Raw genomic sequence first — 22765 nt, 5'->3', positions numbered from 1 at the left:
TCACTGTTCCTATTGTTTCTCAAGGCGTTGATACAATTCTACTATCTCTACTGCCATTTCTTTTGCCAGAATAGCCGTCATTACATGATCTTGTGCATGAACCATGTAAAGATCCATTTCGGTCTTATCTCCTTTTGCTTCATTTTGTATCAAATCCGTTTGCAATGCATGTGCCTTCGTAATCTCCTCTTCCGATTGATTCATTGCTATTTTTGCAGCCTCAAACTTTCCTTCTCTGGCATATGCAATCGCTTGCATTGAGTAGCTTTTGGAACTTCCCGCATCTGCGATAAGATTCATCACCATTCTTACATTTTCCTTATTCATTCTGCATCTTCTCCTTCTTTGCTTCTACCCGGTCAGCTATTTTTACAAACGGGATATATATCACGATTGAGAGTCCTAAATTAATAATCTGAACAATCGGTCCCCATATACTAAAATTGGATGCAAACAGCCCTGATAAAATAGGTGGTGTAGTCCATGGAATGATTACTCCAACTGGTGGTAAAAGCCCAAGGGTCGTAGCAGTATATGCAACCACAAGAGATATCATTGGCGCTAAAATAAAAGGAATTGCAAAAACAGGATTTAAAACAATGGGCAGTCCAAATAAAATAGGCTCATTTATGTTAAATACTCCTGGAGCCACTCCAATCTGCCCGACTCTTCGTATCTGTTCATGTTTTGACAGCATTAAAATTGCAATAATAAGTCCAAGCCCGACTCCTGCCCCACCCATATAGACAAATGTATCAACAAAGGATTTATTAAAAATTGTAAACCCTTCCGATGCCCCCATATTCATGAGGTTCTGATTGTTTTCAATTGCCATTGCATTAAGGGTTTGTAAAATCCCCTCGAACATATTCGGTCCATGAATTCCGAAAATCCAGAGAAAATGTGTCAAAAAAACAATAACCAATCCAAATCCTAAAGAACCTGAGGTGTTGGAAAGAGGCTTTGCTATGCTTTCATAAATTGCATCAAACACGTTATTGTGCAATATTTTCTCCAACATAACCGTCACGAAATTTACGGCTATAACCGTCAGTGCTCCAGGTATTAATGCACCAAAAGATTTCGATACTGCTGGCGGAACGCCTGCTGGCATCTTAATTGTTAATTTTTCACTTTTGGAAAACCTTACGAAAAGCTCTGTTGCCACTAACGCAATAAGAATTGCCACAAAAAGTCCCTGGGCATTGATATGCCTTGTACTGATAAATCCCCATCCGCTTATCTCTTCGTCTCCTGCCATAAGCACCGCATTCTGAGGTGTGCTTGCCAGGAAGCTTGATAGCGAAACCAGTCCAGCCATTAACGCATCCCCTTCATAGGATTTTGCCAGATAATAGGAAATTGTTACCACTGTGAATATGGACATTACTCCCATACTCCCCCACCATATATTTCCATTTAAGGTTACAATCCAAGATAAGAACTCGTTTTCAGACAGAAACATACGTAAAGTGCTGGTTTGGCCTGTGGGGAAGTTATTAATCAATGTCCCAATCGACCCTACTATCATCAAAGGAATCAACGAAATAAACCCATCTCTAATCGCACTCAAATGTCTTTGTCTGCCTATTTTTGAAGCAACTGTTACCAATTTATTTACAACAGAATTGTCCATTCCCCTCATATACAACACCTCATATTTTTATTTTATCAGTTCTTCTATCTGTTTTAAAACTGCTGCGCCATCCATCCTTCCGTAAGAAACCATATCTACTACTCCCAGCTTAATGTCCATGCCTGAAATCCCCTCACGGAAGCTGCTCTCTAAATAACGCACCTGGGGACCAAGAAGTATTACATCTGCCTGATTCAAATCGCTTCTCGCTTCCGTCTCAGCCCTTGAAAATACATCTATTTCCATTCCTTTTCCTTTTGCAACCTCATTTACCTTCTCAACAAGCAGGCTGGTAGACATGCCGGCCACACATACAAACATTACTTTTAGCATATCTCATCTTCCTCTCTTTCTCATTATTTCATATTATGATTGTGGCTTGATTTCAGGTGTTTGTCAACCCTTATTGAATTCCAGATTTCTACGTACTATGATGATATGAGGCTTTCCTAGATTTCAAAAACACCCATCTTAGAGATATCATAAGACTCCTTGTCTCGATTCTAAGATGGGTGTTTCTAAGCCATTATTTTAATTCACTGCCAGTATGTGCAATTGAATATTTTATTTTATCTTTGTACGCACCTTTTACCGTAGGTTTTCTTTTTAATGTAGCAGTTGCATCAGACTTTGCTGTTGTCTTACTCAGTTCTGCCACCTGTGTTTTACTCTTTGCTGTAGATGTCCCAGTTGTGATTGCTTGTTGACTGTTGGTTTTTGTATAAGAAACTTCATAATCAGCAGTATTTCCCTTACCATCAGAAAGCTTATATCCCTCCTGTGATGTTGCAGACACCTGTACCCTTAAATCGGCATGCAAATCATCCAGCTCATATCCATTAACCCCTACAAGCTCTACTGAGAAATTTTGTTTTTCACCGGCACCATCACTAAAGCTTACGGCAGTTGGTATAACGATTCCCCATACCCCCGAATCCCCAGGCACAACACTTTGATTATTATAAGTTACCGTTGTATCACTTACTGTCTTATCCTCCGCTGCATACACTCCTGTTGTTCCTAGTACTGTTGTCGCTGCAAATACAGCTGCTCCTGCTAAAAATACTTTTTTGATCTTCATAACTCTTCCTCCATTTTCTTTGATGAATGTGTTCAATACTGTATATACTATTTCTTCAGGTCCACATAAAATTTCATAGTACCCTTATAGTTACTATCACGTTTCACCTTGATCTTTTCTGCATTTAACCAAACCATTAGTTTCTTTGTTGATTTATTTAATGTTCCAACATTTGCAACGCTTCCTTTAGTGGTTAGCTTATCACGAGATAAATCATAGAGCTCCACAGTAAATTTATTTGTCTTTTTTTCATCCTCTAATTCAAATCCAGTATCTGCTTGAATTCGGAAACTCTTATCTGTTGATTGTTGTTCACTTATAAGTTCAATCGTCGCTTGTCTTCCAATACAGGATGCATTTATTCCCTCATCTTTTTCTAGCTCAATTTCAGCTGGAATAACAATATAGCTCGCAACATCTGCATTAACCACAGTCACTTTAATGGGTATATCAAATACATTCTCATGAATTGTAATTTTTGCTGTTGAAGGATAATCCTTACTTCCCGCAGCACCTGCTACGCTTGAATTTGTGATGCCTTGAACCGTGATGTTATCTACTGTAATACTTTCTAATTTTCCTTCTTTATTTCCTGTGATGAGCTTTGATATTTCATCAATAGATGCCGTTTCACTATATACTTGAATATGTTTGAGTATCTCTTCTTTCAGCGTTACATCATTCAGCTTTGATAATTTAACCTCATCCATCGTAAAGTTTTTACTTATACCATATTGATTGTTCATTTGAACAAAATTGTCACAAACCCATATACGACGCAAAGAGTTCCTTTTACCGTTTGGATTCTCCATCCCATTTTGATTTTTAAAACGCGCTTCATCAACCTCTACAAAGCTGTAGTACATCCCTAATTTGCTGGTATCGACTACATTAGGTACTATTTGCGTTGTTCCACTTCCCCCAGAAAAGTGAGACACCTTAAGTTTCCAATTATTATCCACGCTATCCGATACGAAACTGGATTTATTCACCATGTTTGCAAATTTTTCTGACACAGTTTTTAGACTTGTTAATGCGCCTCCTTGTATATTTATATTCCAATTATTAAAAAACAATTTTTGTGCTTCTGTTATACCTAAGTTAACAGACGAATTACTTAAAGGTGAGCATTGTACATTATCGATGCTTTTTCCATTTGATAAAAGCTGTCCCCGGGAAATAAGCGGCATATTTTGCGTTTTTACAACTTGAGTCATCCCATTTGTCCCTAATTTTTGCTCACTAACCAATTGACTCACCTGATCGCTGTCAAAGTAATCTGGTATTTTCACCTGGTATTCTACATAAAAGGCACCACTGTTTTTAGGGTAAGTAATATCTGCTCCCCCTTCATTAAATATGGCATCTTCTAATCCAATTTTACTATTCGGATCTATATAATATTTGGCACTTCCTGAAATGGGCTCTAATTTAGTATCATTGATTTTTGTATTCACATATATCTTGTCTTTGATATCAACAAGACTTTTTATTGTATTGTTCAGTTTATGACGAATAACAATCGTATCTCCACTTCTTGCACAATATCCTCGATTTACATCTCCATTTATTGGTACTTCTGTTGTCTCCGTTCCATTTGTTTCTATTCGATAATACTTTGTTTCTGTAACGGCAGGTAACATATCTATATATTTAAATTCATTCATGGTTAATTGGGAATTTCCCGAATTAGCACTTCCATGATTGTTAATAACTATATTTGAATAGTTCATGGCACAGGAAAGCGTGTAGTATGGCGTTAAAGATCCACATCTAGCAATAATGTCAGACTCGCTTGTAAATGTATAGGACAAAGTTTTTACACTTGCCTTGCCACTGCCTCCATATTTCCAGATAATTGTTCTCGATGCCGCCTCATAGCTTAGGGAAAAGGGTTGTTCTGTTCCAAAATAAGCTGATTTTGGATCTTCATATGTCCCACTTGCTACAGGAATTAAATCACTGACCTTGTCAGGTTCAGCTGTCCCATTTGCTTGCATAATCTGCATATGAGCCCCCTTTTTTCCTTCTGTTCCTACATCTCCTCGATTACTGAATGTGAAACTATCCAGCTCAAAAACTAATGCTGTTTTCAACCCAATATCACCATATGCACCCAAGAATCCGCTTCCGTTTTCAACTTTTGACTTATATCCTGCTTGATTATGAAATGAAACGGCAAAACCATCCGCCACAAATGGCTGGAAATACATCCCGTCTAAACTCCAACTTCGCCTAAAATCAATCTTATATTTTGAGGTAAACGATGTCGTTTGACATATCTGATGTGGTGAAAATGGACCTTCCACTGTTGACCATGCAATTTGCGAATCAGATAGCTTAGCAGAATTTCCACTTATGGTAGCGTATTCCTTTTTATTTGTTGCAGCAGCTGCCATATCAAACTGACCAGTCAAATTAATTTGTGTGGTAGGTTTTTCTTCATTCAAAGTGGGTTGTATTGGCTCAATATTCTGAAAAGGAACCTCCCCTCCTTCTGACACATTTACCCCTTCTTCATCTTTTATTTGCTCAACTACAATTGTAAAAAGCGTTTGTTGTGTATCATTTTCTTCTGTTTCTCTTTCTGTTTCCTCTTCTTCGGTTATAATTTGCTCCCCCTCGACTGGTTGTTCTTTTTCTTTATAGTACAGAGCAAACTCATACTCACCATTCGTGGTTACCTCATAGGCTAGGTCTTGTATATCTGCTTCTCGGTCATATAATATCCTTTGCTCTCCTTCGGTCACCAGTTTTGCAATCTCATATTTCTCTTGGTCTATTGTTTCTAAATCAAAGTTGATGCTCACACTGTTCAACTCCTCATTGTATACAACAGTATATGGTGGTATCGGTGGTGATTCTTCCCCTTCCGCCTTTACACTAATGCCAAACATGGTCGACTGAATTGCCAGACATATTGTAAGTAAAATGATGGCACATGAATTACTCTTTTTTATTTTTAATCTTTTCTCCACTTACGCTTCACCTCACTATCCTAATGCCCTAAGTACACTTTTGATTTCTCCACCATTAAATTCATTCTCGTGATCATTCAAATCATATGATGTAATTCTGATTATGACGTCATACGTTCCTTCTTTTATTATTCTATTGAGCTTTGCTTCACTTATTCCTTTGCCTGGTGGTACTAATTGACTTTCAAAAATCGTTATTCCATCCTCTAATACAATTGTAAATTGGAAATAACATGGATTTCCAGCAGGGTTAAACAATGTTGTTCCACTCAACACATCACTATCCGCATCCATAACCATATTCGTAATCGCTGGTATAAGTATCTTTGTTTCCTCTAAGTTTTCAGGTCTCTTTAGCTCTGCAACATAGTCCTGAATAGATGAATCAATATTGGGCTTCTGATTCTGATTAGATATCAACCAAACCATTATAATTACTATAAAAACTAGCAATAATTGTAGTTTTATCTTATTGCTTTTAATCATTTTGATTCCTTTCTTCGTCACATCTGCTTTTCCCACTTTTTACAATACATAAAATTGTAAAGATTGAAATCAAAAAACTAATAACGAATAGCTCTAATCTGGCTGCATCTCCTGTCTTAATTGAATTGTCGCTGTTTAATGACGCGCGAATGATGGGACTATCCGCTGCTTTAACAAAATACACCTTTAGCTCTTGATTGAATGTTTCCCCATAGATTGTGATTGACTCATCCTTAACCTTATCTGTAATATTCGTATCATTTAAAATGACTTGATCAAGCTGATACCCTTTAGAGGGCACAATCTTTAGCGTTTTAGATTCATCCACTCTTATCTCATACTTACTAACCTGCTCCTTGATTGTACCGCTCCCATCGTGTAATGCACCTTCTCCAAAAACAGATACCGACAATATGTATACGTCATTATATTGCTTTTCATAGCTGATTTCCGTTATTCCTGTACCTACATCTTCTTCCTTTCCATAAACGGTTAGACTAAATACAATAAAAAGACATACCATTGTTATACAAAATAGGACTCTTTTTTGTATTGATATTTTCATACTATGACTCCTCTACTTTAACGCACATATATCCAGTAAGACTCTATTATCGGACTTCCTCCTGCATTGGTAAGTGTCGCCGTAATTTTAACTGCTCTATCTATACTTTTATCCGTTACCTCTAATGCCGTTACTTCTCCTGTAGCCTCATCTACAATTGCAGCTCGACTTTCTGAACTACTCCAGACCACCTGCTGATTTCCTGCACTCTCTGGACTAATTTTAATACTTGGTGCATTCATTTTTTCGCCTGCACTTAATACCTTCTTTTCTTGATCCCCTAATGTCATACCAGTTGCCAATACAGGACAACTCATCTCATAGGAAGCCTCCACCTTACTTCCATCCAGATTGGTGATTGTTGCGGTAATCCTTGCTGACCCAGTTCCTGCTCCACAGCCCTCTATATCTCCCCAGTCTTTAAGGACTTTTACCGATTCACTGTCCGAACTGCTCCATACTATCTGACGGTTTGTTGCATTTTCTGGTGTTATACTTACCGTCGGTCCTCTCTGGAGACCTCCCGGAATTATCGTTGAACTTTCTGGATTCCCCAATGTAATTTTCGTTACAGGTCGATGAACATATACAGGATAAGAAGCGGTTATCCTACTTCCATCTTTATTTTCAACTGTTGCAGTAATAACTGCTACTCCACTCTCTACACCTGTCACTTCTCCAGTAGCAGAATCCACCTCAGCAATATTACTTTTTGAACTCTCCCATGCTACCTTTTTGTTCTCTGCACTTTCTGGCATTACTGTGACTTCCGGTGCTTCCTGGCTTTTGCCTACTTCAACTAACATACTTGCCGGATTTCTATCTTCTAAGTTAATATCCGTAGCCGCTGCCACATTCTCCTTATCTCCACTTTCAATTTCCATCCCATTCGACAGCTTTAATATAATTCTCCTTGCAAATAAATCCGCTACTGGTTTGTTCACGGATACTAAATAGTGTATTTCTCTACTCTGTCCATAGCAATCCACAAAACTTCCACGAATATTTGCTAAGCCTTCACCTACTGCAGTAATCTCTCCCGTAGTTTCCGTCACTGTTGCTATATCCGTATCATCTGAAGACCAGGTAACAGCATCAACAAGCTTTGCACCATTCATATCCTTCATGGTAATTGGAATTTGATCCGTTTTTCCAACTGACTGAATCACCGAGTGGTTTTTAGAAATACTATAGGTATAAGGCTTTGTGGAATCATAGACCATGGCTGTGGTACTTCCCAATTGTCCTTCTTCGGTGCTTCTATAGGCAATAAAAATTCCTGGTTTTGCCGCCAAATAAGTAGCCTTACTCCCTGTACTTTCTTTTACCCGTGCAATTCCGATGTTACTGCTTCCCCAAGTATGAGAACTTGATGCCCCAAAGGATAATTGCTTTTTCTTGTTATCCTTAATACCTGCCGCATCTACATGATATCTCTCATTCGTGGGCATTCCTTCTGGTGCAGTAGCTGTCCAGTTAATGGGTTTTGCTGCTAAAGTTGCTCCTATCGCTGCAATTGCTGTACTTATTGCCAGCACTCCTGCCAGCAATAGTGCAGTGCTTTTTTTGATTTTTTGTTTCTGTTTCATACTTTCCTCCCTTTTTAAATAGGACTTTTTTGAACTTATAATTTGCTTTTTTGTCTAAATACTATGTTTTTTGCCTATTTTTATCATCTTTGAGCAAATATTACTCTTCTTTATGTATTATTTCAAGTACTTTTCATCTTTTTTCTAAAATTTAATGATATTACCTAAATTATTTTTAGTTTTTTGTGGAAATAGCACACTCTCTTTATTGAATTCGACAATTTTACGTACTATAATAGGTCTAAGTATGTATCATTAGAGGAGGTAAATTGAATGAATATGCAAAATGACGATGGTCAAATGTGGGCTCTTGTAAAAGAAAAGCCCGAGGTCGGTCTATGGATGAAGCGCGTACCAATTCCCGAAGTCGGACCCAATGATGTGAAAATTAAAATTCACAAAACTGCTATTTGTGGAACAGATGTCCACATTTATGAGTGGAACCAATGGGCACAAGACACTATTCCAATTGGCTTAACTGCCGGACATGAATACGTAGGGGAAGTTGTAGAAGTCGGTGCTGGCGTTCGAGGCTATAAGCCAGGAGATTTGGTCTCTGGGGAGGGTCATATCACTTGTGGCAAATGCCGAAACTGTCTGGAAGGGCATAAAGAAAACTGCAGAGATGCTAAGGGTGTCGGTGTAAATCGCAATGGTGCCTTTGCTGAATATCTGGTTATCCCTCATGTAAATGTATGGCCATGTAACCCAAATATTCCCGAGGAACTCTATTCTATTTTTGATCCCTTTGGAAATGCTACTCATTCCGCACTTTATTATGATTTGATTGGTGAGGATGTGCTAATTACTGGTGCTGGTCCTATTGGTTGTATGGCTGCTGCGATTGCAAAATTTGCTGGGGCAAGGCATGTTGTCGTTACTGATTTCAATCCATATCGTTTAGATTTGGCAAAGAAACTAGGGGCAACACACACAATAAACCTCAAAGAAGAGCGCTTGGATGATGTGATGAAAAAAATCGGAATGGCTGAAGGCTTTGATGTGGGCTTAGAAATGTCTGGAAATCCAGGAGGACTTTCAGATATGATTCATCATATGAAGCACGGTGGACACATTTCTCTGCTGGGACTTCAACCAAAGGATTCGCAAATCGATTTGGAAACTGTGATCTTCAACGGCTTAGTTCTCCGTGGCATATACGGAAGAAAGGTGTGGGATACCTGGTATAAGATGTCGACAATGATTCAGGCTGGCTTGGATATTTCTCCAATTATCACCCACCGCTTTGATATCCAAGACTACCAAAAAGGCTTTGATGCTATGGTTTCCGGCCAAGCTGGAAAAGTAATTTTAAACTGGGAAAATATTAACTAATAGATATGGAGGATATAAAAATGTTTACAAAGAAAGATACACTGGACTTTTATGCTAGTGAAGTAGCAGCTATAAAAGAAGCCGGCCTTTTTAAAGGCGAAGTTCCCATTGCCTCTGCTCAAGATGCCAAGGTCACCTTAACAGATGGTCGAGAGGTTTTAAATATGTGTGCTAACAACTATCTCGGTCTTGGCAATAATAAAAGACTCATTGCTGCTGCTAAAGCAACTTATGATGAGCGAGGCTACGGTGTAGCCTCTGTACGTTTTATCTGTGGTACACAGGATATACATAAAACTCTCGAAAAGAAACTGTCTGATTTCTTACATACAGAGGATACTATCTTATATTCCTCCTGCTTCGATGCAAACGGTGGTCTCTTTGAAACCATCCTTGGTCCAGAAGATGCGGTAATCAGCGACGAATTAAACCATGCCTCAATTATCGACGGAATCCGTCTTTCAAAGGCAAAAAGATATCGCTATAAAAACAATAATATGGAAGACTTGGAAGCGCAGCTAAAGGCTGCTGATGCTGATGGAGCACGAATAAAACTTATTGCTACCGATGGTGTATTCTCTATGGATGGTATTATTTGTAACCTGCAAGGCGTATGTGATTTAGCTGATCAGTATAATGCCTTAGTTCTTGTTGACGACAGCCATGCTGTTGGCTTTATCGGCAAGAACGGCCGAGGCACACCTGAATACTGTAATGTTGAAGGTCGTGTAGACATTATTACTGGCACTCTTGGCAAGGCACTAGGTGGTGCTTCTGGTGGATACACCTCTGGTCGAAAAGAGATTATTGATTTATTGCGTCAAAGAAGCCGTCCTTACCTATTTTCCAACTCACTTGCCCCTGCTATTGCAGGTGCCAGCATCGAGCTTTTGGACATGCTTAGTGAGGATACCTCTCTTCGTGATCATTTAGAGGAAATCACTGCTTATTATCGAAAGCTTCTTGTGGAAAATAATTTCGATATTATCCCCGGAACTCATCCTTGTGTTCCAGTAATGCTTTATGATGAAAAGACTACTGCTGAATTTGCAAAACGTATGATGGAGAAAAATGTCTACGTTGTGGCTTTCTCCTATCCTGTGGTTCCAAAGGGAAAAGCAAGAATTCGTACTCAAGTATGTGCTTCTCATACGAAAGAGGATATTGATTTTGTTGTGAAGTGCTTTAAAGAAGTTCGAGAAGAAATGAAGTTGTAGATTGTACAATCTCCCAAGCAGTGCAACTCAGAAATGCTTTGCACTGCTTGAGTTTTTGCACAAAAAAAGCACCGCCCCCGAGCTCATTCCAGTCTCAAAAACAGTACTTATAAATACGCGATTGGGGGCTCGAACCCCAGACACCCTGATTAAGAGTCAGGTGCTCTACCAACTGAGCTAATCGCGCATAAAATGTAACGCAAGGAATATTATATTATATGCCTCAGGAAATTGCAAGGCTTTATTGAACTTTTTTGACGTTTTTTTTGAGATTGGTATTGGGAAATATCCATACCAATCTCTTTCATTCTATCTTGCTCTTTTTTCTCGATCATAATAGATCAAATCACCGCTTTTCTCTCGCAGTTTGAATTTGTCTACAATTCGATTAAGTTTGCGTGCCTGGGTAGCCATTTCCTCAGATGATGCTGCCGCCTCTTCCGAAGTGGCAGAATTGGCCTGAGTAACCGTAGCAATCTGCTCTACACTGCTGCTGATTTCTGTGATAGCAGCTTTCTGTGCTTGAGACATTTCATTAATTTTACTAATAGCCTCTGCACTACTATTTGAAATTTCTGCCACCTGCTGCAGGCTCTCACTTGTTTTTTCCGTAAACTCAGTTCCTTCTACTACCTTATCTAAACTCGCCTTAATCAACTCTGATGTCTCTCTGGCGGCTTCAGCACTTTTACTTGCCAAATTTCTCACCTCATTGGCCACTACTGCAAACCCTTTTCCTGCACTACCTGCCCGAGCTGCTTCTGCCGCAGCATTCAAAGCTAAAATATTTGTCTGAAACGCTATATCATCAATCACCTTGATTACTTTTTCAATATCTCTGGAGCTTTTATTAATTTCCCCCATAGCCCGAGTCATTTCTCCCATCGACTCAATGCTTACATTTACATTTTCCACAACTTTCTGAATTTCATCATAAGCTTGCCCTGCCTCACCTGCACTTTCTTCTGCCTGAGATAGAACCTGCTGAACAGACGCTGAAATTTGCTCTACTGCCGCTGCTTGCTCAGTAGAACCACTGGCTAGCTCCTGAGCACCTTGAGCCAAATGCTGGGCACCATTAGATACCCGATTAGCCGAATTTCTGATGTCGTGAACCAGACTATTATTATTCTCCAAGATTTGCACCACTGCTTTCCCCACGATATCTTTTTCTGAGGCCAGCTCCATATCAATGGAATAATCTCCCTCTGAAATTTCCTGAAGTGCCACAGATTGATTTTTAAAAGCAACAATCATCTCATTAAATGCTCTGGATAACTCGGTAATCTCTAAAAGGTTAGTCCCTGGTTCCACACTAAGATCGACAGCACCTTCTGCTAACTCCTCTGCTGCATCAACCATGCGCTTTATTGGGGTAGAAATCTTCCTTGATGTTCTTCGTATTAGTACAAATGCTACTCCTACTAAAATAATTGCTACAAGAATTGCTATCCAAAGCATACTCAGAATAGCCGCCATACTTTCCGAGGTGTATTCCCCTACAAACAGCATACCGATTACCGCACCTTCAGCATTTTTCAGTGGAGTATATTTGACAAAGGCATTTTTTCCCAGTACCTCTGTTTTTCCTTCAAAAGTTTGTCCAGCAAGTACCTGAGCACTTACTTCTTCCGCTGCCTGAGTTCCAATAGCCCGCTCTCCGTTCTCATCCATTACTGTAGTCGAGAGTCTCTCGTTTTCACTAAACACCGTAAACTCTGCATTCATCAATTCCTTCATTGAATCCACAAAATCAAAGGTATCTAGGCGAAATCCCGCAGATACTACACCAATCACTTTCCCATCTTCACTTTTAATCGGTGTGCCAGTACGTATGGATAAGGCAATTTCGTTCCCCTTTTCTACCGTTGTATAAGTCTCACCTGCTAATGCTTTCTTTGTATTCTCCTGCTTTGCAAGACTATCACCGGATTTATCTGGATTGTGGCTTCGTAATACCACATTGCCTTCTCTATCCATTACTGTTACAAAGTCAATCTCTGCCTCTTTATCAAGAGCGGTAACCCGATCCATTAGCCCTTGTTTATCCCCGGCCAGTAGTGCCTCCTGAACTTTATCGTCCCCTGCAATCATAACAGCACTAGCTTTTGAGCCTTCCCATAACCCAGCAAACTCATTTTCCAAAATAGATGAATACGTTTTAACATCCTCCATCAAAACCTTTTTGGAATAATTCGAAAAAACTCCTATCACCACACCTAGAACAATGATAATCGCTCCAATAACTACCGAAATTGTTGGCAGTAAAATCCTTTTACTAATATTCATAAGCCCCTCCCAAACATAAATTTACTTTCTATAATGATTATCGGTCAAAGAAAGCAATAAGATAACACCAAGCATTCCATAATTGAAGTAAAATATGTTATAGTAAAAAGAAACGAAAGATAAAGGTATGCCTATGGAACCGAGATTTTCATTGCTTATTGATGCAGAAAATATATCACCCAAATATATAAAGCCTATTTTGACAGAAATGTCCAAATACGGAAAAGTAACGTATAAAAGAATATATGGAGACTGGACCAATACCAGTCGCGCCGGCTGGAAAAATAACATACTGGAAAATTCCATCACACCAGTTCAACAGTTCCGCTACGTAGAGGGTAAGAATGCATCTGATGCCGCAATGATTATCGATGCAATGGATATGCTTTATACCGGACAGGTGGAGGGCTTTTGCCTTGTATCCAGTGACAGCGACTTTACAAAACTGGCCGAACGCCTGCGGGAAGGTGGCATGATGGTCATTGGAATAGGTGAAGCGAAAACACCACAGGCTCTGCGAAGTGCTTGTGATATTTTTACAGTTCTGGAAACCCTTATGGGAGATGATGAGGAAGAAGCTGAAAATCATAACGATACACGGAATGGAGACATCACCATTATCGGGAAAAAGAAGATTGAAAGTGATATCATACAGATTATCTCCGAAAACCAAAACAACAATAAGAAAACAGGCTTAGCAGAGGTAGGGAATCGTCTTGTTAAGCTTTATCCTGACTTTGACGTTAGACGCTATGGGTATAGCTTACTCTCGAAATTTTTAGAAACTATGCCTAAGCTTCATCTTAGTACAAAGAATAACAATCACGTATTCGTAGAAATCCGGGAAAATGAAGACGAAAAGCATAAGGTTCGTCAATTCGTTAAGAATTATGTTAAACAAGCTCCAAAGAAAGGAGTCTCTCTTGGAACTCTGGGACGGGATCTTCGCGAGGAATTTAAAGGCTTTAAGGTAAAAGACTACGGATATACGCAATTCTATAATTTCGTGGAAAGCATTGATGATATAGAAGTCATCAGATTAAACGAGCAAATGTTTGCCAGATGGAAGGAAAGAGGATAGATGAAACACATCGAAAGAGTCTGTGACTGGGCACTGCAAAGTGAGCTAGAAATGGAATATCACAATACGGTATGGGGAAGGCCCGAGCATAATGATCGGCAGCTTTTCCGCATGCTTATTTTAGAGGGTCAGCAGGCTGGCCTAAGCTGGGTTACGATTTTAAAAAAGATAAAAGCTTTCGACGAGGCATATGATTATTTCGATCCAAAGATAATTGCTGACTATGACGAAGAAAAAGTGAAGAGCTTAATGGAAAATGCTGGCATCATTCGAAACCAGAGGAAAATTCGCTCGGCGATACAAAACGCAAAAGCTTTTTTTCCTGTTGTCGAAGAATTTGGCAGCTTTGATGCGTACCTTTGGGGCTTTGTAGACGGCAAACCCATCATTAATCATTTCAAGACACCTGAAGAGGTTCCAGCAAATACACCTCTCTCTGATGAGATTAGTAAGGACCTAAAGAAGCGGGGATTCAACTTTGTGGGAAGCACGATTATCTATGCGTATATGCAAGCAATTGGGATGGTAAACGATCATTTGGTTGATTGTCCTTGTCATTAGTATTCTGCGCACTCAATTCTAAATATGTTGGAGGTCCCGCAAATTGCTCAAAAAAGTACTTATTATTATAGCTTTCGTTACGTTATTGTTTACTGTATTTATTTTAAAAAATAGTAGAGGAAATATTCACAATGTTCAAATTTCTGATGGTAACCCCTCTAAAATATATTCAAATGCTGAAATTGAATCAGCCTTTCAAACAATAAAAGACTATTTTCATAGTGAATTTGGTGGCTGTACACTAACAGAACTTTATTACCCCGGAGATACCTACCTCGATGAATATAAAGATTGGGATAGTGCTGAAGTAATCGTAATATTATCATCCTTTGATGTTAATTCCTTTGCTGGAGATGGTTTTAACCCAAATTCAACTTACAGTGATTGGAGTTGGGTTCTTATTCGGAACGAAAGTGGTGACTGGGAACATTTTGATCATGGATATTAGAGGGTTTTTCCCTATGACATATTAAAAAATTCAGGAGGATTCCTTCTATGGAAAATGCATATGTTCTTCAATTAAACGAAAGTGAAAATAAACATCAGGAATTTTATTTGTGTTTTTGTGGATATGGCGAGTGCTCTCCTAGTCATAGCTTTGGTCCTGCCGCACGAACAGGATACGTCCTACATGTAATCTTAGAGGGAGAAGGCACTTTTCATGTAGATAAAAAAGTGTATCATCTGCAAAAAGGGCAAGGATTTTTAATTGAACCCCATGTACGCACCTATTATGAGGCTTCCTCACAGAATCCTTGGTCCTACATTTGGATTGGATTTAATGGAACGAAATGTCCTGAATATCTGCAAAAATTAGGCATCAATATGGGGCACCCTATTTTCAAAACAAGCTATGGCACTGAACTCAAATCTCTTATTGTAGAAATGCTCAATCATAGTAAAATTGGCGAATACCATGACTACTTTTTACAAGGCTATTTTTATCAATTTCTTGGTTACCTTGCAAAAGAATTAACCGTAGAGTTGCCTTACAAGCCTAACGAAAAACAAACCTTCTATATCAAAAAGGCGCTAGAATATATTGGTAATAACTATGTGCATGAAATCACTGTACAAAATGTTGCCGACTTTGTCTGCATAAACAGAAGCTACCTATGTACTCTCTTTAAGAAAGAGCTGGGAATATCACCACAAAAATATCTTTCGGATTTTCGTCTTGACCGAGGGATGGATATGTTGAGTTTGTCTGATTTATCGATTGAAAATATCGCCTCGTCCTGCGGATATAAAAATCCTCTGGTTTTTTCTAAAGCTTTTAAGCAAAGGCAAGGGATATCACCTCGAGATTATCGCAAAAAAGTATGGACACAAAACAAAAAGCAACTGGATGTCCACAAAGAAAAGCACACGTTCAAATAAAGAGGAAGCACAACGCTTCCTCTTTATCTCTATACTTATTGGTAATCCACCATATACTCTCCATGTGCTTCAATCAATTCATCACACATTCTTTTCGTCTCTTCAATAGTAAGTTCTGAAGAAGTGTGAGGATCCAGCATAGCTGCTTGATAAATATAATTTCGATCCTTCGTTACTGCCGCTTGAATTGTCAAAAGCTGCACATTAATATTGGTCATATTCATTGCTGCCAGTTGAGTTGGAAGCTCTCCTACATAACAAGGTGTAACACCGCTCCCATCCACTAAGCATGGCACCTCCACACAAGCATCGCTTACCAAATTGGTAATCAGCCCTGTATTCATTACATTTCCCCCGATTTTATAGGGTTTATTTGTTACAATCGCTTCCATGATATAGGAAGCATATTCATGAGATCTTTCATGGGTAATTTCTCCATTTTTTAAAATACCCGCTTTTTCTTCTTCCCACTCCGCAATTTGTTTTTCACATCGTCTTGGGTATTCATCTAAAGGAATATTATATTTTTCAATCAATTCTGGGTATTGCTTTTTAATGAAGAAATTATTGTATTCCGCATTATGCTCACTAGACTCAGTACAATAGTAACCAAAATTATTGATATACTCGAATCTAACCATATCATCATGTTTCTCTTGTTCATTTTTTGCTTTTGCCATCTTTCGAATCATCGGGTACATATCTTTTCCTTCTTTATTCTTAATATCAAGAAGCCATGCCATGTGATTTATTCCTGCAATGAATTCTGTATGTCCCTCTAGCTGGTCTTTAATGTCCAAGTTTGTAAATAATTCTTCTGTACATTTTTGTACACTATGACATAAACCAACTGTTTTGATTTTTGTATATCTCTGCATGTATCCAGTTAAAATTGACATTGGATTTGTATAATTCAAAAATAGCGCTTCAGGGCACACCTCCTCCATCTCTCTTGCAATATCCCTCAAAACAGGAATCGTGCGAAGCCCTCTCATAATCCCTCCAATCCCTAAAGTATCAGCGATTGTTTGGTTTACACCATATTTCTTTGGAATCTCGAAATCAATAATCGTACTTGGTGAATATCCACCTACCTGTATTGCATTAACCACAAAATCTGCATTCTTGAGGGCATCTTTCCGATTTTCAACCCCTAAATATGTTTTTATCTTTGCCCTATTGCTATTTATATTTTGATTGATTGCATTTAGAATGGTTTCCGAATCTTCCAGTCTTCCTTTATCAATATCATAAAGTGCAATCTCGCTTTCTCTTAGTGCTGGAGTACACATACAATCTCCTAAAACATTCCTTGCAAATACTGTGCTTCCTGCACCAATAAAAGTAATTTTAATCATCGTGTTACATACCTCCAAATATTATTTATAGTTTTCCACCAGATGTTGCAATCCCTTCAATAAACTGTCGTTGAAAAATTAAATAGATTACAACGATAAGAATACATGAGATTAGTGCAGCTGCCATCAATTGTGGGTAGTTCGCTTGAAATTGTCCCTGTAGCTTTGCCAATGCACTGGATAGTGGCATAGAGGATTGTTCTGTATTTGCAACCAGCGGCCACATCAAATCCTTGTAAGCAAAGATTGCTGTAAATATTCCTAGTGCAACCATATTCGATTTTGCAAGTGGCATCATAATGTGTAAGAATGTCTGCCCTATATTACATCCATCTAGTCTAGCTGCCTCTTCTAAGTCTTTCGGAAGGCTTTTAAAAGATTGACGTAGCAAAAATGTTCCGAACGCAGATACTAAACCTGGAAACACTAGCGAAAATGTTGTGTTCAATAACCCTAGCTTATTCACGATTAAATACTGAGGAATAATAAAAATCTGGGGTGGAACCATCATCTGAAACAAAACCAGTGAAAATGCAAAATTCTTACCTTTAAAGTTCAGTCGTCCAAAAGCATATCCAGCCATTGTCGCTGTCACTACTGCACAGATTACTCTTCCAACAATCATCAAAATCGTATTTAAGTATAGTTTGATAAAATCCATCTTTGACCATGCATCTATAAAAGCATCTAGTTTCCACTTCCTTGGAAAAAACACAAAAGGATTTAAGCTGGTGGCTTCTGTAGGCGTTTTAAACGCCGTTAATATCATCCAAATAAAAGGAACAATCATAACCACAGCACCAATACACATAATGAGATAAATCAATATCTTCGTTCTTTTTTTTGAATCTTTCATTGTTCTCACCCTTTTCTACTCATAATTAACATGCTTTTCAATCTTCATCTGTACAAAGGTAATCACCAATATAAGTGCCAGAAGCAAGATTACAATCGCAGACCCATATCCCTTATTATTTTGCATAAACGAATACTTATAAAAGAGATACGAAAGAGTCTGTGCCTTTGGTAGTGCTGAATTTGTTGTATCCATCATCATAAAAACCAAATCAAAAATTTGAAATGCAGCAATCACCCTTGTAATACAGACGAAAAACATGGTTGGTGAAATCAGCGGAATAGTAATCTGAAAAAATTGACGAACAGGGCTTGCCCCATCGATTTCAGCCGCCTCATAATAATCTCGTGGGATTTCCTGTAAACCTGCTAAAAATAAAATCATATTGTATCCAATAACAGACCATATTCCAACTACAGCAATAGATATAATTGCGATTTTCGGATCAGAAATCCAATTCACTGGACCAAGTCCTATCTTACCTAGCAAAAAATTCAGTAAACCAAATTTCGAATTATACATCCACCTCCACACCATTGCAACTGCCGCTGGTGCCATAACCATAGGGAGAAAGAAGATTGTTCTAAATACTGTACGCCCTCTCATCTTACGGTTTAGCAACACTGCTGCAAGCAGGCCTATAATTACAGAAAAAGGAACTTCAATAACTGCATATTTGATTGTATTAATCAATGATTGCCATACAGCATCATCCTGTATCAATCTGCTATAATTATCTAATCCGATAAATATATTTCCTTTTCCAAAATCACCTGTCTTAAAAAAACTTTGATAAATGGTTTGAAAAATCGGTATGATATTAAGCACTAGGAGCCCTATCATCGTAGGTAATATAAATAGCCATCCCCATATAAATTCGTTCCGATTCGCTTTTTTCATTTATTCTTCCTCAAGTAAAGTATTCATTTTTCCTGCAATTTCTGCACAAACATCCTTTGTACTCTTCGTTCCATTCCAAGCTTCTACTAAAGATTCCATTGCCATATCTTCCCAAGCTGTTGTGTTCGTAGAATGAGGGTAAAAAACTAAAGTATCTTCCATAACATCAATATAAGGTGAAAGATCAAATCCCTCTGCATGGCTTGCCCATTTTTCTGACGCTCCTTGATATGCAGAAAGTGTCACCCCATATTCAGCCTGTTTTTCCTGTGCTTCTTTTGAGCCAAGATATTCGATCAGAGCCCAAGCTTCCTCTTCATTCTCCGTATTTTCTGCCGCCGCGTAGCCTAAGCCATTGTAAATGGAAACTCTTGTTCCATCCTCAGTCATAGGAATAGATGCTACTGCGCAATTTTCCTTTACGTAGTCATTTCCAGTAAGTTCTCCTGCTGTCCATGACCCCATCAATGACATAGATATTGCCCCAGATTCAAATAGTGCAATTAAGTCCGTTTCTGCTGTAACTGTATTGTCTGGTGATGATCCATCTTTTACAAGGTTTACAAAATATTCAATGGATTCTACCGTCTTCGGATCGTCAAATCCCGACTTTGTTTTACCCTCATTAATAATAAATCCACCATTTCCATACACTAGGTTATACCAGCTTTCTTGATAGTTCTTTATTCGAGATCCAAATCCTTTATGCTCGTCATTAGACAATGTTTCCGCTGCTGTTTTTAAATCTTCCCATGTCCATGTATCATCTGGATAAGAAATACCTGCCTCATCAAAATGTGTTTTATTATACCAAAGTGCTATAGTATCTATATCCTTTGGTATTGCATATTGTTTTCCATCATACTGATACACTGCTGTTACATCTTCAAAATAGTTGTCCAAAGAAATTTCACTACTTTGTTCAATTCGCGATGACAAATCTAAAAGCATGTCTGCCCTTGCATATTTTTCTATTTCCCGTACATGCATCCAGAAAACATCTGGCAAAGAACCGCCTGTAGCCCCAGCCTCTAGCATTGTCCAGTACTGATCCCAAGGCGTAATCTGAATATCCACTTTAATGCCTGTTTTTTCTGTGAAATCATCACATATTTTACGAATTCCAGGCTCCTGAACTTTATCCCATATCGCAAGAGTAATACTTTTCTTTTTGGTGGATGTCTCTCCCGTTTTCGTATCTTTTGAATTTGTACATCCTACAACGGTTAACAGTAACAATGTTAAAACTAATATCATTGATATAATTCTCTTTCTCATACGATGCCTCCGTTTTGTGTATATTGTTTAAAATCAGTTTCCAAATCCAAAAACATTTGTGCACTTATGTCTTATATGAGTCATTATATCCATTTTCTTTTGTATGTGTTATACATTTTTGTTGTTTTTATGAGTCTAAATGTTAAAAAAGAGCAAAAGATAAACTTTTGCTCTTTGGTTAAAAATAAACCTACTTCTTACCTGTGGGATATTCATTACAAAGGAGTCTGTATGGTTCCTCATCCTCTTCGATTGTTGGAAAACGTCCCAGCTCTTCATAGAATCGATTATCTGTATTATCGTCATTGGACATAGAAACCTCACCAATGAGTACATCACCGGTTCCAGGCTTAATATCAAAATCATGGTATTGATGAGGCCACAAAGTAATACTTTCTCCTGGCTTTAATTCTACTCCTGTTCCTGCTGGAACGTAGTAAGAGCGTCCGTCTGAATTTACTAACACATCCGTATTATCTAATTCACCGTCTTTATCGTTATAGACATGGATAATCAGCGTTCCACCACCTCTATTAATAATATCCTCACTCTTTACCCAGTGAAAATGCATTGGAGAATGCTGTCCTTCTTTTAGCATAAGCAACTTTTCTGCATAGCTCCTCAAAACGACCTTCACCATAGTCCGTAATATCCCAGCCCAGCATATTATCTCTTACTTCATCATACTCTTCTCCCTTTTCTTCCCACTCCTGAGGAGTAAAATTGCAAAAAGGTGGAAGATTAAACCCGTTGTCCTTCACTAATTTTTCCATGTCTTTTAATGCATTATTGATTTCTGAACGCTTCATCTTGAACTCCTTTTTATTAACGTCTCTTCCAATATTTGCTTTTATGGTATCCTATTCACGCAAAAAAAGAAACCCAAATTTTTTGAGTTTCTCTTTTCCTTCATTCATTGGTGTGATTTTCTATTTTTGTGTATGTCATTTACTTGAACAGTTTTGCCCTCTTTGTAAACAAAGAAATGATTGTAGCATCCAACACAAAAGAAATCTGTATTTGGGTTTACGTCATGAACCTTTCTACATGTAGGGCACTCTACAGTTACTATTTCCATACGGTCACCCCCTTACGTTATAGATGTATTATAATCCACAAAACGTAAGAGGCACTACCCATTTGGTTATTTTTTTAACAATTTAATTCATACCCGTATAGTAATGAAATAATTCTTCTCCTGCTACCTTTTTAATGCTTTCATATACTGGCTTGCTAGCCTCTCGCATTTCTTCCCTTGTTTCCTCATCCACAGGTACAAGAGTCATTCCTTTTTCTTGCAGCTCTTCCTTCTTTGCCGCACATCTTTCATCCGAAGCTTCTCTTGTCTTTTCCTGGGCAAATCTCCCCGCTTCAATTAAAATTTCTTTCTCATCTTCCGTTCGCTCTTGAAAAAAATCCTCGCTGATAATCAGGGTTGTATAATCTGGGACAACATCCGTCTCAATTAAGTACGTCTGCTGTTCATATATTTTAGCACTATCAATTAATGTATATGCATTTTCCTGGGCATCAATTGTACCCTGCTGCAACCCTATATATACCTCACTAAAGGTCATGGGCGTTGGATTTGCCTTTACCTCTTTCCAAAACTGAAGATGATAAGGGTTCTCCATCGTCCGGATTTTTTGCCCCTTAAAGCTTTCCATGCCTATAAATGGTTTATTGGAGGTCATTACACGAAAGTTTTGATCCGAAATTCCCAAAAGACGATAACCTGAATCCACATAAATATCTTGTATCAGACTCTGAAACTCTGGCTGGTCAATCGCCGCTCGGATTTCTTCTGTATTTTCAAAGATACAAGGTGTATCAAAGATACAAAGCCCCTTCATAAAGGTTACCTGGGTCGCTGGTGATTGTACCATAAAAGGAATATCCCCATCCTTACAGCTTTCTAAAAGCTCCCGGTCCACTCCTAAAGTACTTTGGGGATACACGGTAATCTTCATCTCTCCATCACTTAAACGCTCTACCTCCTCAGCAAAGGTTGTAGCAAATACATGGGTAACGGTATCCTCTGTGCTGGCTGTTGCTAGGGGCCAGGCGTAGCGCTGTTCTTCCGCTTCTCCTATTTTCTGGCATCCCATCAGTATTCCTCCTAACAGAGAAATCACTCCTAGAATTCCAATTATTTTTCGTCTATTCATAAAGTCT

20 protein-coding genes, 1 tRNA gene and 1 pseudogene are annotated in these 22765 nt (G+C 38.4%); 6 read left to right on the top strand and 16 right to left on the bottom strand.

Annotated features, from left to right (window positions below; translation table 11 throughout):
• Positions 1 to 9: 9 nt before the first annotated feature.
• From NHH15_RS00370 to NHH15_RS00335, 8 genes are all read right to left on the bottom strand, one after another.
• Positions 10 to 327 (bottom strand): PTS lactose/cellobiose transporter subunit IIA, encoded by a 318-nt coding sequence (locus tag NHH15_RS00370; protein WP_262064655.1) that lies wholly within the window; start codon positions 325 to 327, stop codon positions 10 to 12.
• Positions 320 to 1645: a PTS sugar transporter subunit IIC gene (locus NHH15_RS00365; protein ID WP_262064654.1), complete on the bottom strand. Its 1326-nt coding sequence runs from the start codon at positions 1643 to 1645 to the stop codon at positions 320 to 322. The genes NHH15_RS00370 and NHH15_RS00365 overlap by 8 nt, the downstream gene beginning before the upstream one ends.
• A gap of 18 nt (positions 1646 to 1663) precedes the next feature.
• Positions 1664 to 1969 (bottom strand): PTS sugar transporter subunit IIB, encoded by a 306-nt coding sequence (locus NHH15_RS00360; RefSeq protein WP_262064653.1) that lies wholly within the window; start codon positions 1967 to 1969, stop codon positions 1664 to 1666.
• A 193-nt stretch (positions 1970 to 2162) separates the two neighbouring features.
• Positions 2163 to 2717 (bottom strand): hypothetical protein, encoded by a 555-nt coding sequence (locus NHH15_RS00355; RefSeq protein WP_262064652.1) that lies wholly within the window; start codon positions 2715 to 2717, stop codon positions 2163 to 2165.
• Positions 2718 to 2764: 47 nt separating this feature from the next.
• The gene (locus tag NHH15_RS00350) at positions 2765 to 5695 is read right to left on the bottom strand and encodes a hypothetical protein (RefSeq protein ID WP_262064651.1); all 2931 of its coding nucleotides are present in this window, start codon (positions 5693 to 5695) and stop codon (positions 2765 to 2767) included.
• A 15-nt stretch (positions 5696 to 5710) separates the two neighbouring features.
• Complete coding sequence (locus tag NHH15_RS00345) at positions 5711 to 6124, bottom strand: hypothetical protein (protein ID WP_262064650.1); 414 nt, start codon at positions 6122 to 6124, stop codon at positions 5711 to 5713.
• Between the two features lie 49 nt (positions 6125 to 6173).
• Positions 6174 to 6746 (bottom strand): hypothetical protein, encoded by a 573-nt coding sequence (locus NHH15_RS00340; protein ID WP_262064649.1) that lies wholly within the window; start codon positions 6744 to 6746, stop codon positions 6174 to 6176.
• Between the two features lie 17 nt (positions 6747 to 6763).
• Positions 6764 to 8335, bottom strand: coding sequence for an Ig-like domain-containing protein (locus NHH15_RS00335; protein ID WP_262064648.1), 1572 nt, complete (start codon positions 8333 to 8335; stop codon positions 6764 to 6766).
• A gap of 273 nt (positions 8336 to 8608) precedes the next feature.
• On the opposite strand from NHH15_RS00335, the gene tdh reads away from it, so the two are divergent.
• Both tdh and NHH15_RS00325 read left to right on the top strand, forming a co-directional pair.
• The gene (tdh, locus tag NHH15_RS00330) at positions 8609 to 9670 is read left to right on the top strand and encodes an L-threonine 3-dehydrogenase (protein WP_330639082.1); all 1062 of its coding nucleotides are present in this window, start codon (positions 8609 to 8611) and stop codon (positions 9668 to 9670) included.
• 20 nt (positions 9671 to 9690) lie between these two features.
• Positions 9691 to 10887 carry a glycine C-acetyltransferase gene (locus tag NHH15_RS00325; RefSeq protein WP_262064647.1) on the top strand — a complete coding sequence of 399 codons (1197 nt, stop codon included), beginning with the start codon at positions 9691 to 9693 and terminating at the stop codon, positions 10885 to 10887.
• A 114-nt stretch (positions 10888 to 11001) separates the two neighbouring features.
• Here NHH15_RS00325 and NHH15_RS00320 read toward each other — a convergent pair.
• Together NHH15_RS00320 and NHH15_RS00315 are read right to left on the bottom strand one after the other, a co-directional pair.
• Positions 11002 to 11074 (bottom strand) — tRNA-Lys (locus NHH15_RS00320).
• A 122-nt stretch (positions 11075 to 11196) separates the two neighbouring features.
• A complete protein-coding gene (locus NHH15_RS00315) occupies positions 11197 to 13176 on the bottom strand; it encodes a methyl-accepting chemotaxis protein (protein WP_262064646.1) in 1980 nt (659 codons plus the stop codon).
• Between the two features lie 133 nt (positions 13177 to 13309).
• Between NHH15_RS00315 and NHH15_RS00310 the strand changes: the two genes are divergently transcribed.
• From NHH15_RS00310 to NHH15_RS00295, 4 genes are read left to right on the top strand one after another with little or no spacing between them, the layout of a single operon-like run.
• Positions 13310 to 14257 (top strand): NYN domain-containing protein, encoded by a 948-nt coding sequence (locus NHH15_RS00310; RefSeq protein WP_262064645.1) that lies wholly within the window; start codon positions 13310 to 13312, stop codon positions 14255 to 14257.
• Positions 14258 to 14818, top strand: coding sequence for a DNA-3-methyladenine glycosylase I (locus NHH15_RS00305; RefSeq protein ID WP_262064644.1), 561 nt, complete (start codon positions 14258 to 14260; stop codon positions 14816 to 14818).
• A gap of 43 nt (positions 14819 to 14861) precedes the next feature.
• On the top strand, positions 14862 to 15266 hold the full coding sequence (locus NHH15_RS00300; RefSeq protein WP_262064643.1) for a hypothetical protein: 405 nt from the start codon (positions 14862 to 14864) through the stop codon (positions 15264 to 15266).
• Positions 15267 to 15313: 47 nt separating this feature from the next.
• Complete coding sequence (locus NHH15_RS00295) at positions 15314 to 16198, top strand: AraC family transcriptional regulator (protein WP_262064642.1); 885 nt, start codon at positions 15314 to 15316, stop codon at positions 16196 to 16198.
• A 35-nt stretch (positions 16199 to 16233) separates the two neighbouring features.
• Here the strand turns inward: NHH15_RS00295 and melA are convergent, their stop codons facing one another.
• The 6 genes and pseudogenes from melA to NHH15_RS00265 all read right to left on the bottom strand — a co-directional run bounded on the left by melA (position 16234) and on the right by NHH15_RS00265 (position 22758).
• Entirely contained in the window at positions 16234 to 17556 is a 1323-nt protein-coding gene (gene melA, locus NHH15_RS00290) for an alpha-glucosidase/alpha-galactosidase (RefSeq protein WP_262064641.1), read from the bottom strand.
• A gap of 25 nt (positions 17557 to 17581) precedes the next feature.
• Complete coding sequence (locus tag NHH15_RS00285) at positions 17582 to 18412, bottom strand: carbohydrate ABC transporter permease (protein WP_262064640.1); 831 nt, start codon at positions 18410 to 18412, stop codon at positions 17582 to 17584.
• Between the two features lie 15 nt (positions 18413 to 18427).
• Entirely contained in the window at positions 18428 to 19312 is an 885-nt protein-coding gene (locus NHH15_RS00280) for a carbohydrate ABC transporter permease (protein ID WP_262064639.1), read from the bottom strand.
• Positions 19313 to 20590 (bottom strand): ABC transporter substrate-binding protein, encoded by a 1278-nt coding sequence (locus NHH15_RS00275; protein WP_262064638.1) that lies wholly within the window; start codon positions 20588 to 20590, stop codon positions 19313 to 19315.
• 190 nt (positions 20591 to 20780) lie between these two features.
• A pseudogene (locus tag NHH15_RS00270) lies at positions 20781 to 21399 on the bottom strand (D-lyxose/D-mannose family sugar isomerase).
• Positions 21400 to 21750: 351 nt separating this feature from the next.
• On the bottom strand, positions 21751 to 22758 hold the full coding sequence (locus NHH15_RS00265; RefSeq protein ID WP_262064637.1) for a TRAP transporter substrate-binding protein: 1008 nt from the start codon (positions 22756 to 22758) through the stop codon (positions 21751 to 21753).
• Positions 22759 to 22765: the final 7 nt, after the last annotated feature.

The sequence above is a fragment of the Aequitasia blattaphilus genome, assembly GCF_024721305.1.
Lineage (GTDB): Bacteria > Bacillota > Clostridia > Lachnospirales > Lachnospiraceae > Aequitasia > Aequitasia blattaphila.
Note: the sequence above shows the minus strand (reverse complement) of the source record. Positions and strands in the feature narration are given on the sequence as shown.

What these genes read in the sequence shown, in the direction of transcription:
- NHH15_RS00370 (WP_262064655.1), bottom strand. Translation starts at nt 327, where the DNA reads ATGAATAAGGAAAATGTAAGAATGGTGATGAATCTTATCGCAGATGCG.
- NHH15_RS00365 (WP_262064654.1), bottom strand. Translation starts at nt 1,645, where the DNA reads ATGAGGGGAATGGACAATTCTGTTGTAAATAAATTGGTAACAGTTGCT.
- NHH15_RS00360 (WP_262064653.1), bottom strand. Translation starts at nt 1,969, where the DNA reads ATGCTAAAAGTAATGTTTGTATGTGTGGCCGGCATGTCTACCAGCCTG.
- NHH15_RS00355 (WP_262064652.1), bottom strand. Translation starts at nt 2,717, where the DNA reads ATGAAGATCAAAAAAGTATTTTTAGCAGGAGCAGCTGTATTTGCAGCG.
- NHH15_RS00345 (WP_262064650.1), bottom strand. Translation starts at nt 6,124, where the DNA reads ATGGTTTGGTTGATATCTAATCAGAATCAGAAGCCCAATATTGATTCA.
- NHH15_RS00340 (WP_262064649.1), bottom strand. Translation starts at nt 6,746, where the DNA reads ATGAAAATATCAATACAAAAAAGAGTCCTATTTTGTATAACAATGGTA.
- NHH15_RS00335 (WP_262064648.1), bottom strand. Translation starts at nt 8,335, where the DNA reads ATGAAACAGAAACAAAAAATCAAAAAAAGCACTGCACTATTGCTGGCA.
- tdh (WP_330639082.1), top strand. Translation starts at nt 8,609, where the DNA reads ATGAATATGCAAAATGACGATGGTCAAATGTGGGCTCTTGTAAAAGAA.
- NHH15_RS00325 (WP_262064647.1), top strand. Translation starts at nt 9,691, where the DNA reads ATGTTTACAAAGAAAGATACACTGGACTTTTATGCTAGTGAAGTAGCA.
- NHH15_RS00315 (WP_262064646.1), bottom strand. Translation starts at nt 13,176, where the DNA reads ATGAATATTAGTAAAAGGATTTTACTGCCAACAATTTCGGTAGTTATT.
- NHH15_RS00310 (WP_262064645.1), top strand. Translation starts at nt 13,310, where the DNA reads ATGGAACCGAGATTTTCATTGCTTATTGATGCAGAAAATATATCACCC.
- NHH15_RS00305 (WP_262064644.1), top strand. Translation starts at nt 14,258, where the DNA reads ATGAAACACATCGAAAGAGTCTGTGACTGGGCACTGCAAAGTGAGCTA.
- NHH15_RS00295 (WP_262064642.1), top strand. Translation starts at nt 15,314, where the DNA reads ATGGAAAATGCATATGTTCTTCAATTAAACGAAAGTGAAAATAAACAT.
- melA (WP_262064641.1), bottom strand. Translation starts at nt 17,556, where the DNA reads ATGATTAAAATTACTTTTATTGGTGCAGGAAGCACAGTATTTGCAAGG.
- NHH15_RS00285 (WP_262064640.1), bottom strand. Translation starts at nt 18,412, where the DNA reads ATGAAAGATTCAAAAAAAAGAACGAAGATATTGATTTATCTCATTATG.
- NHH15_RS00280 (WP_262064639.1), bottom strand. Translation starts at nt 19,312, where the DNA reads ATGAAAAAAGCGAATCGGAACGAATTTATATGGGGATGGCTATTTATA.
- NHH15_RS00275 (WP_262064638.1), bottom strand. Translation starts at nt 20,590, where the DNA reads ATGAGAAAGAGAATTATATCAATGATATTAGTTTTAACATTGTTACTG.
- NHH15_RS00265 (WP_262064637.1), bottom strand. Translation starts at nt 22,758, where the DNA reads ATGAATAGACGAAAAATAATTGGAATTCTAGGAGTGATTTCTCTGTTA.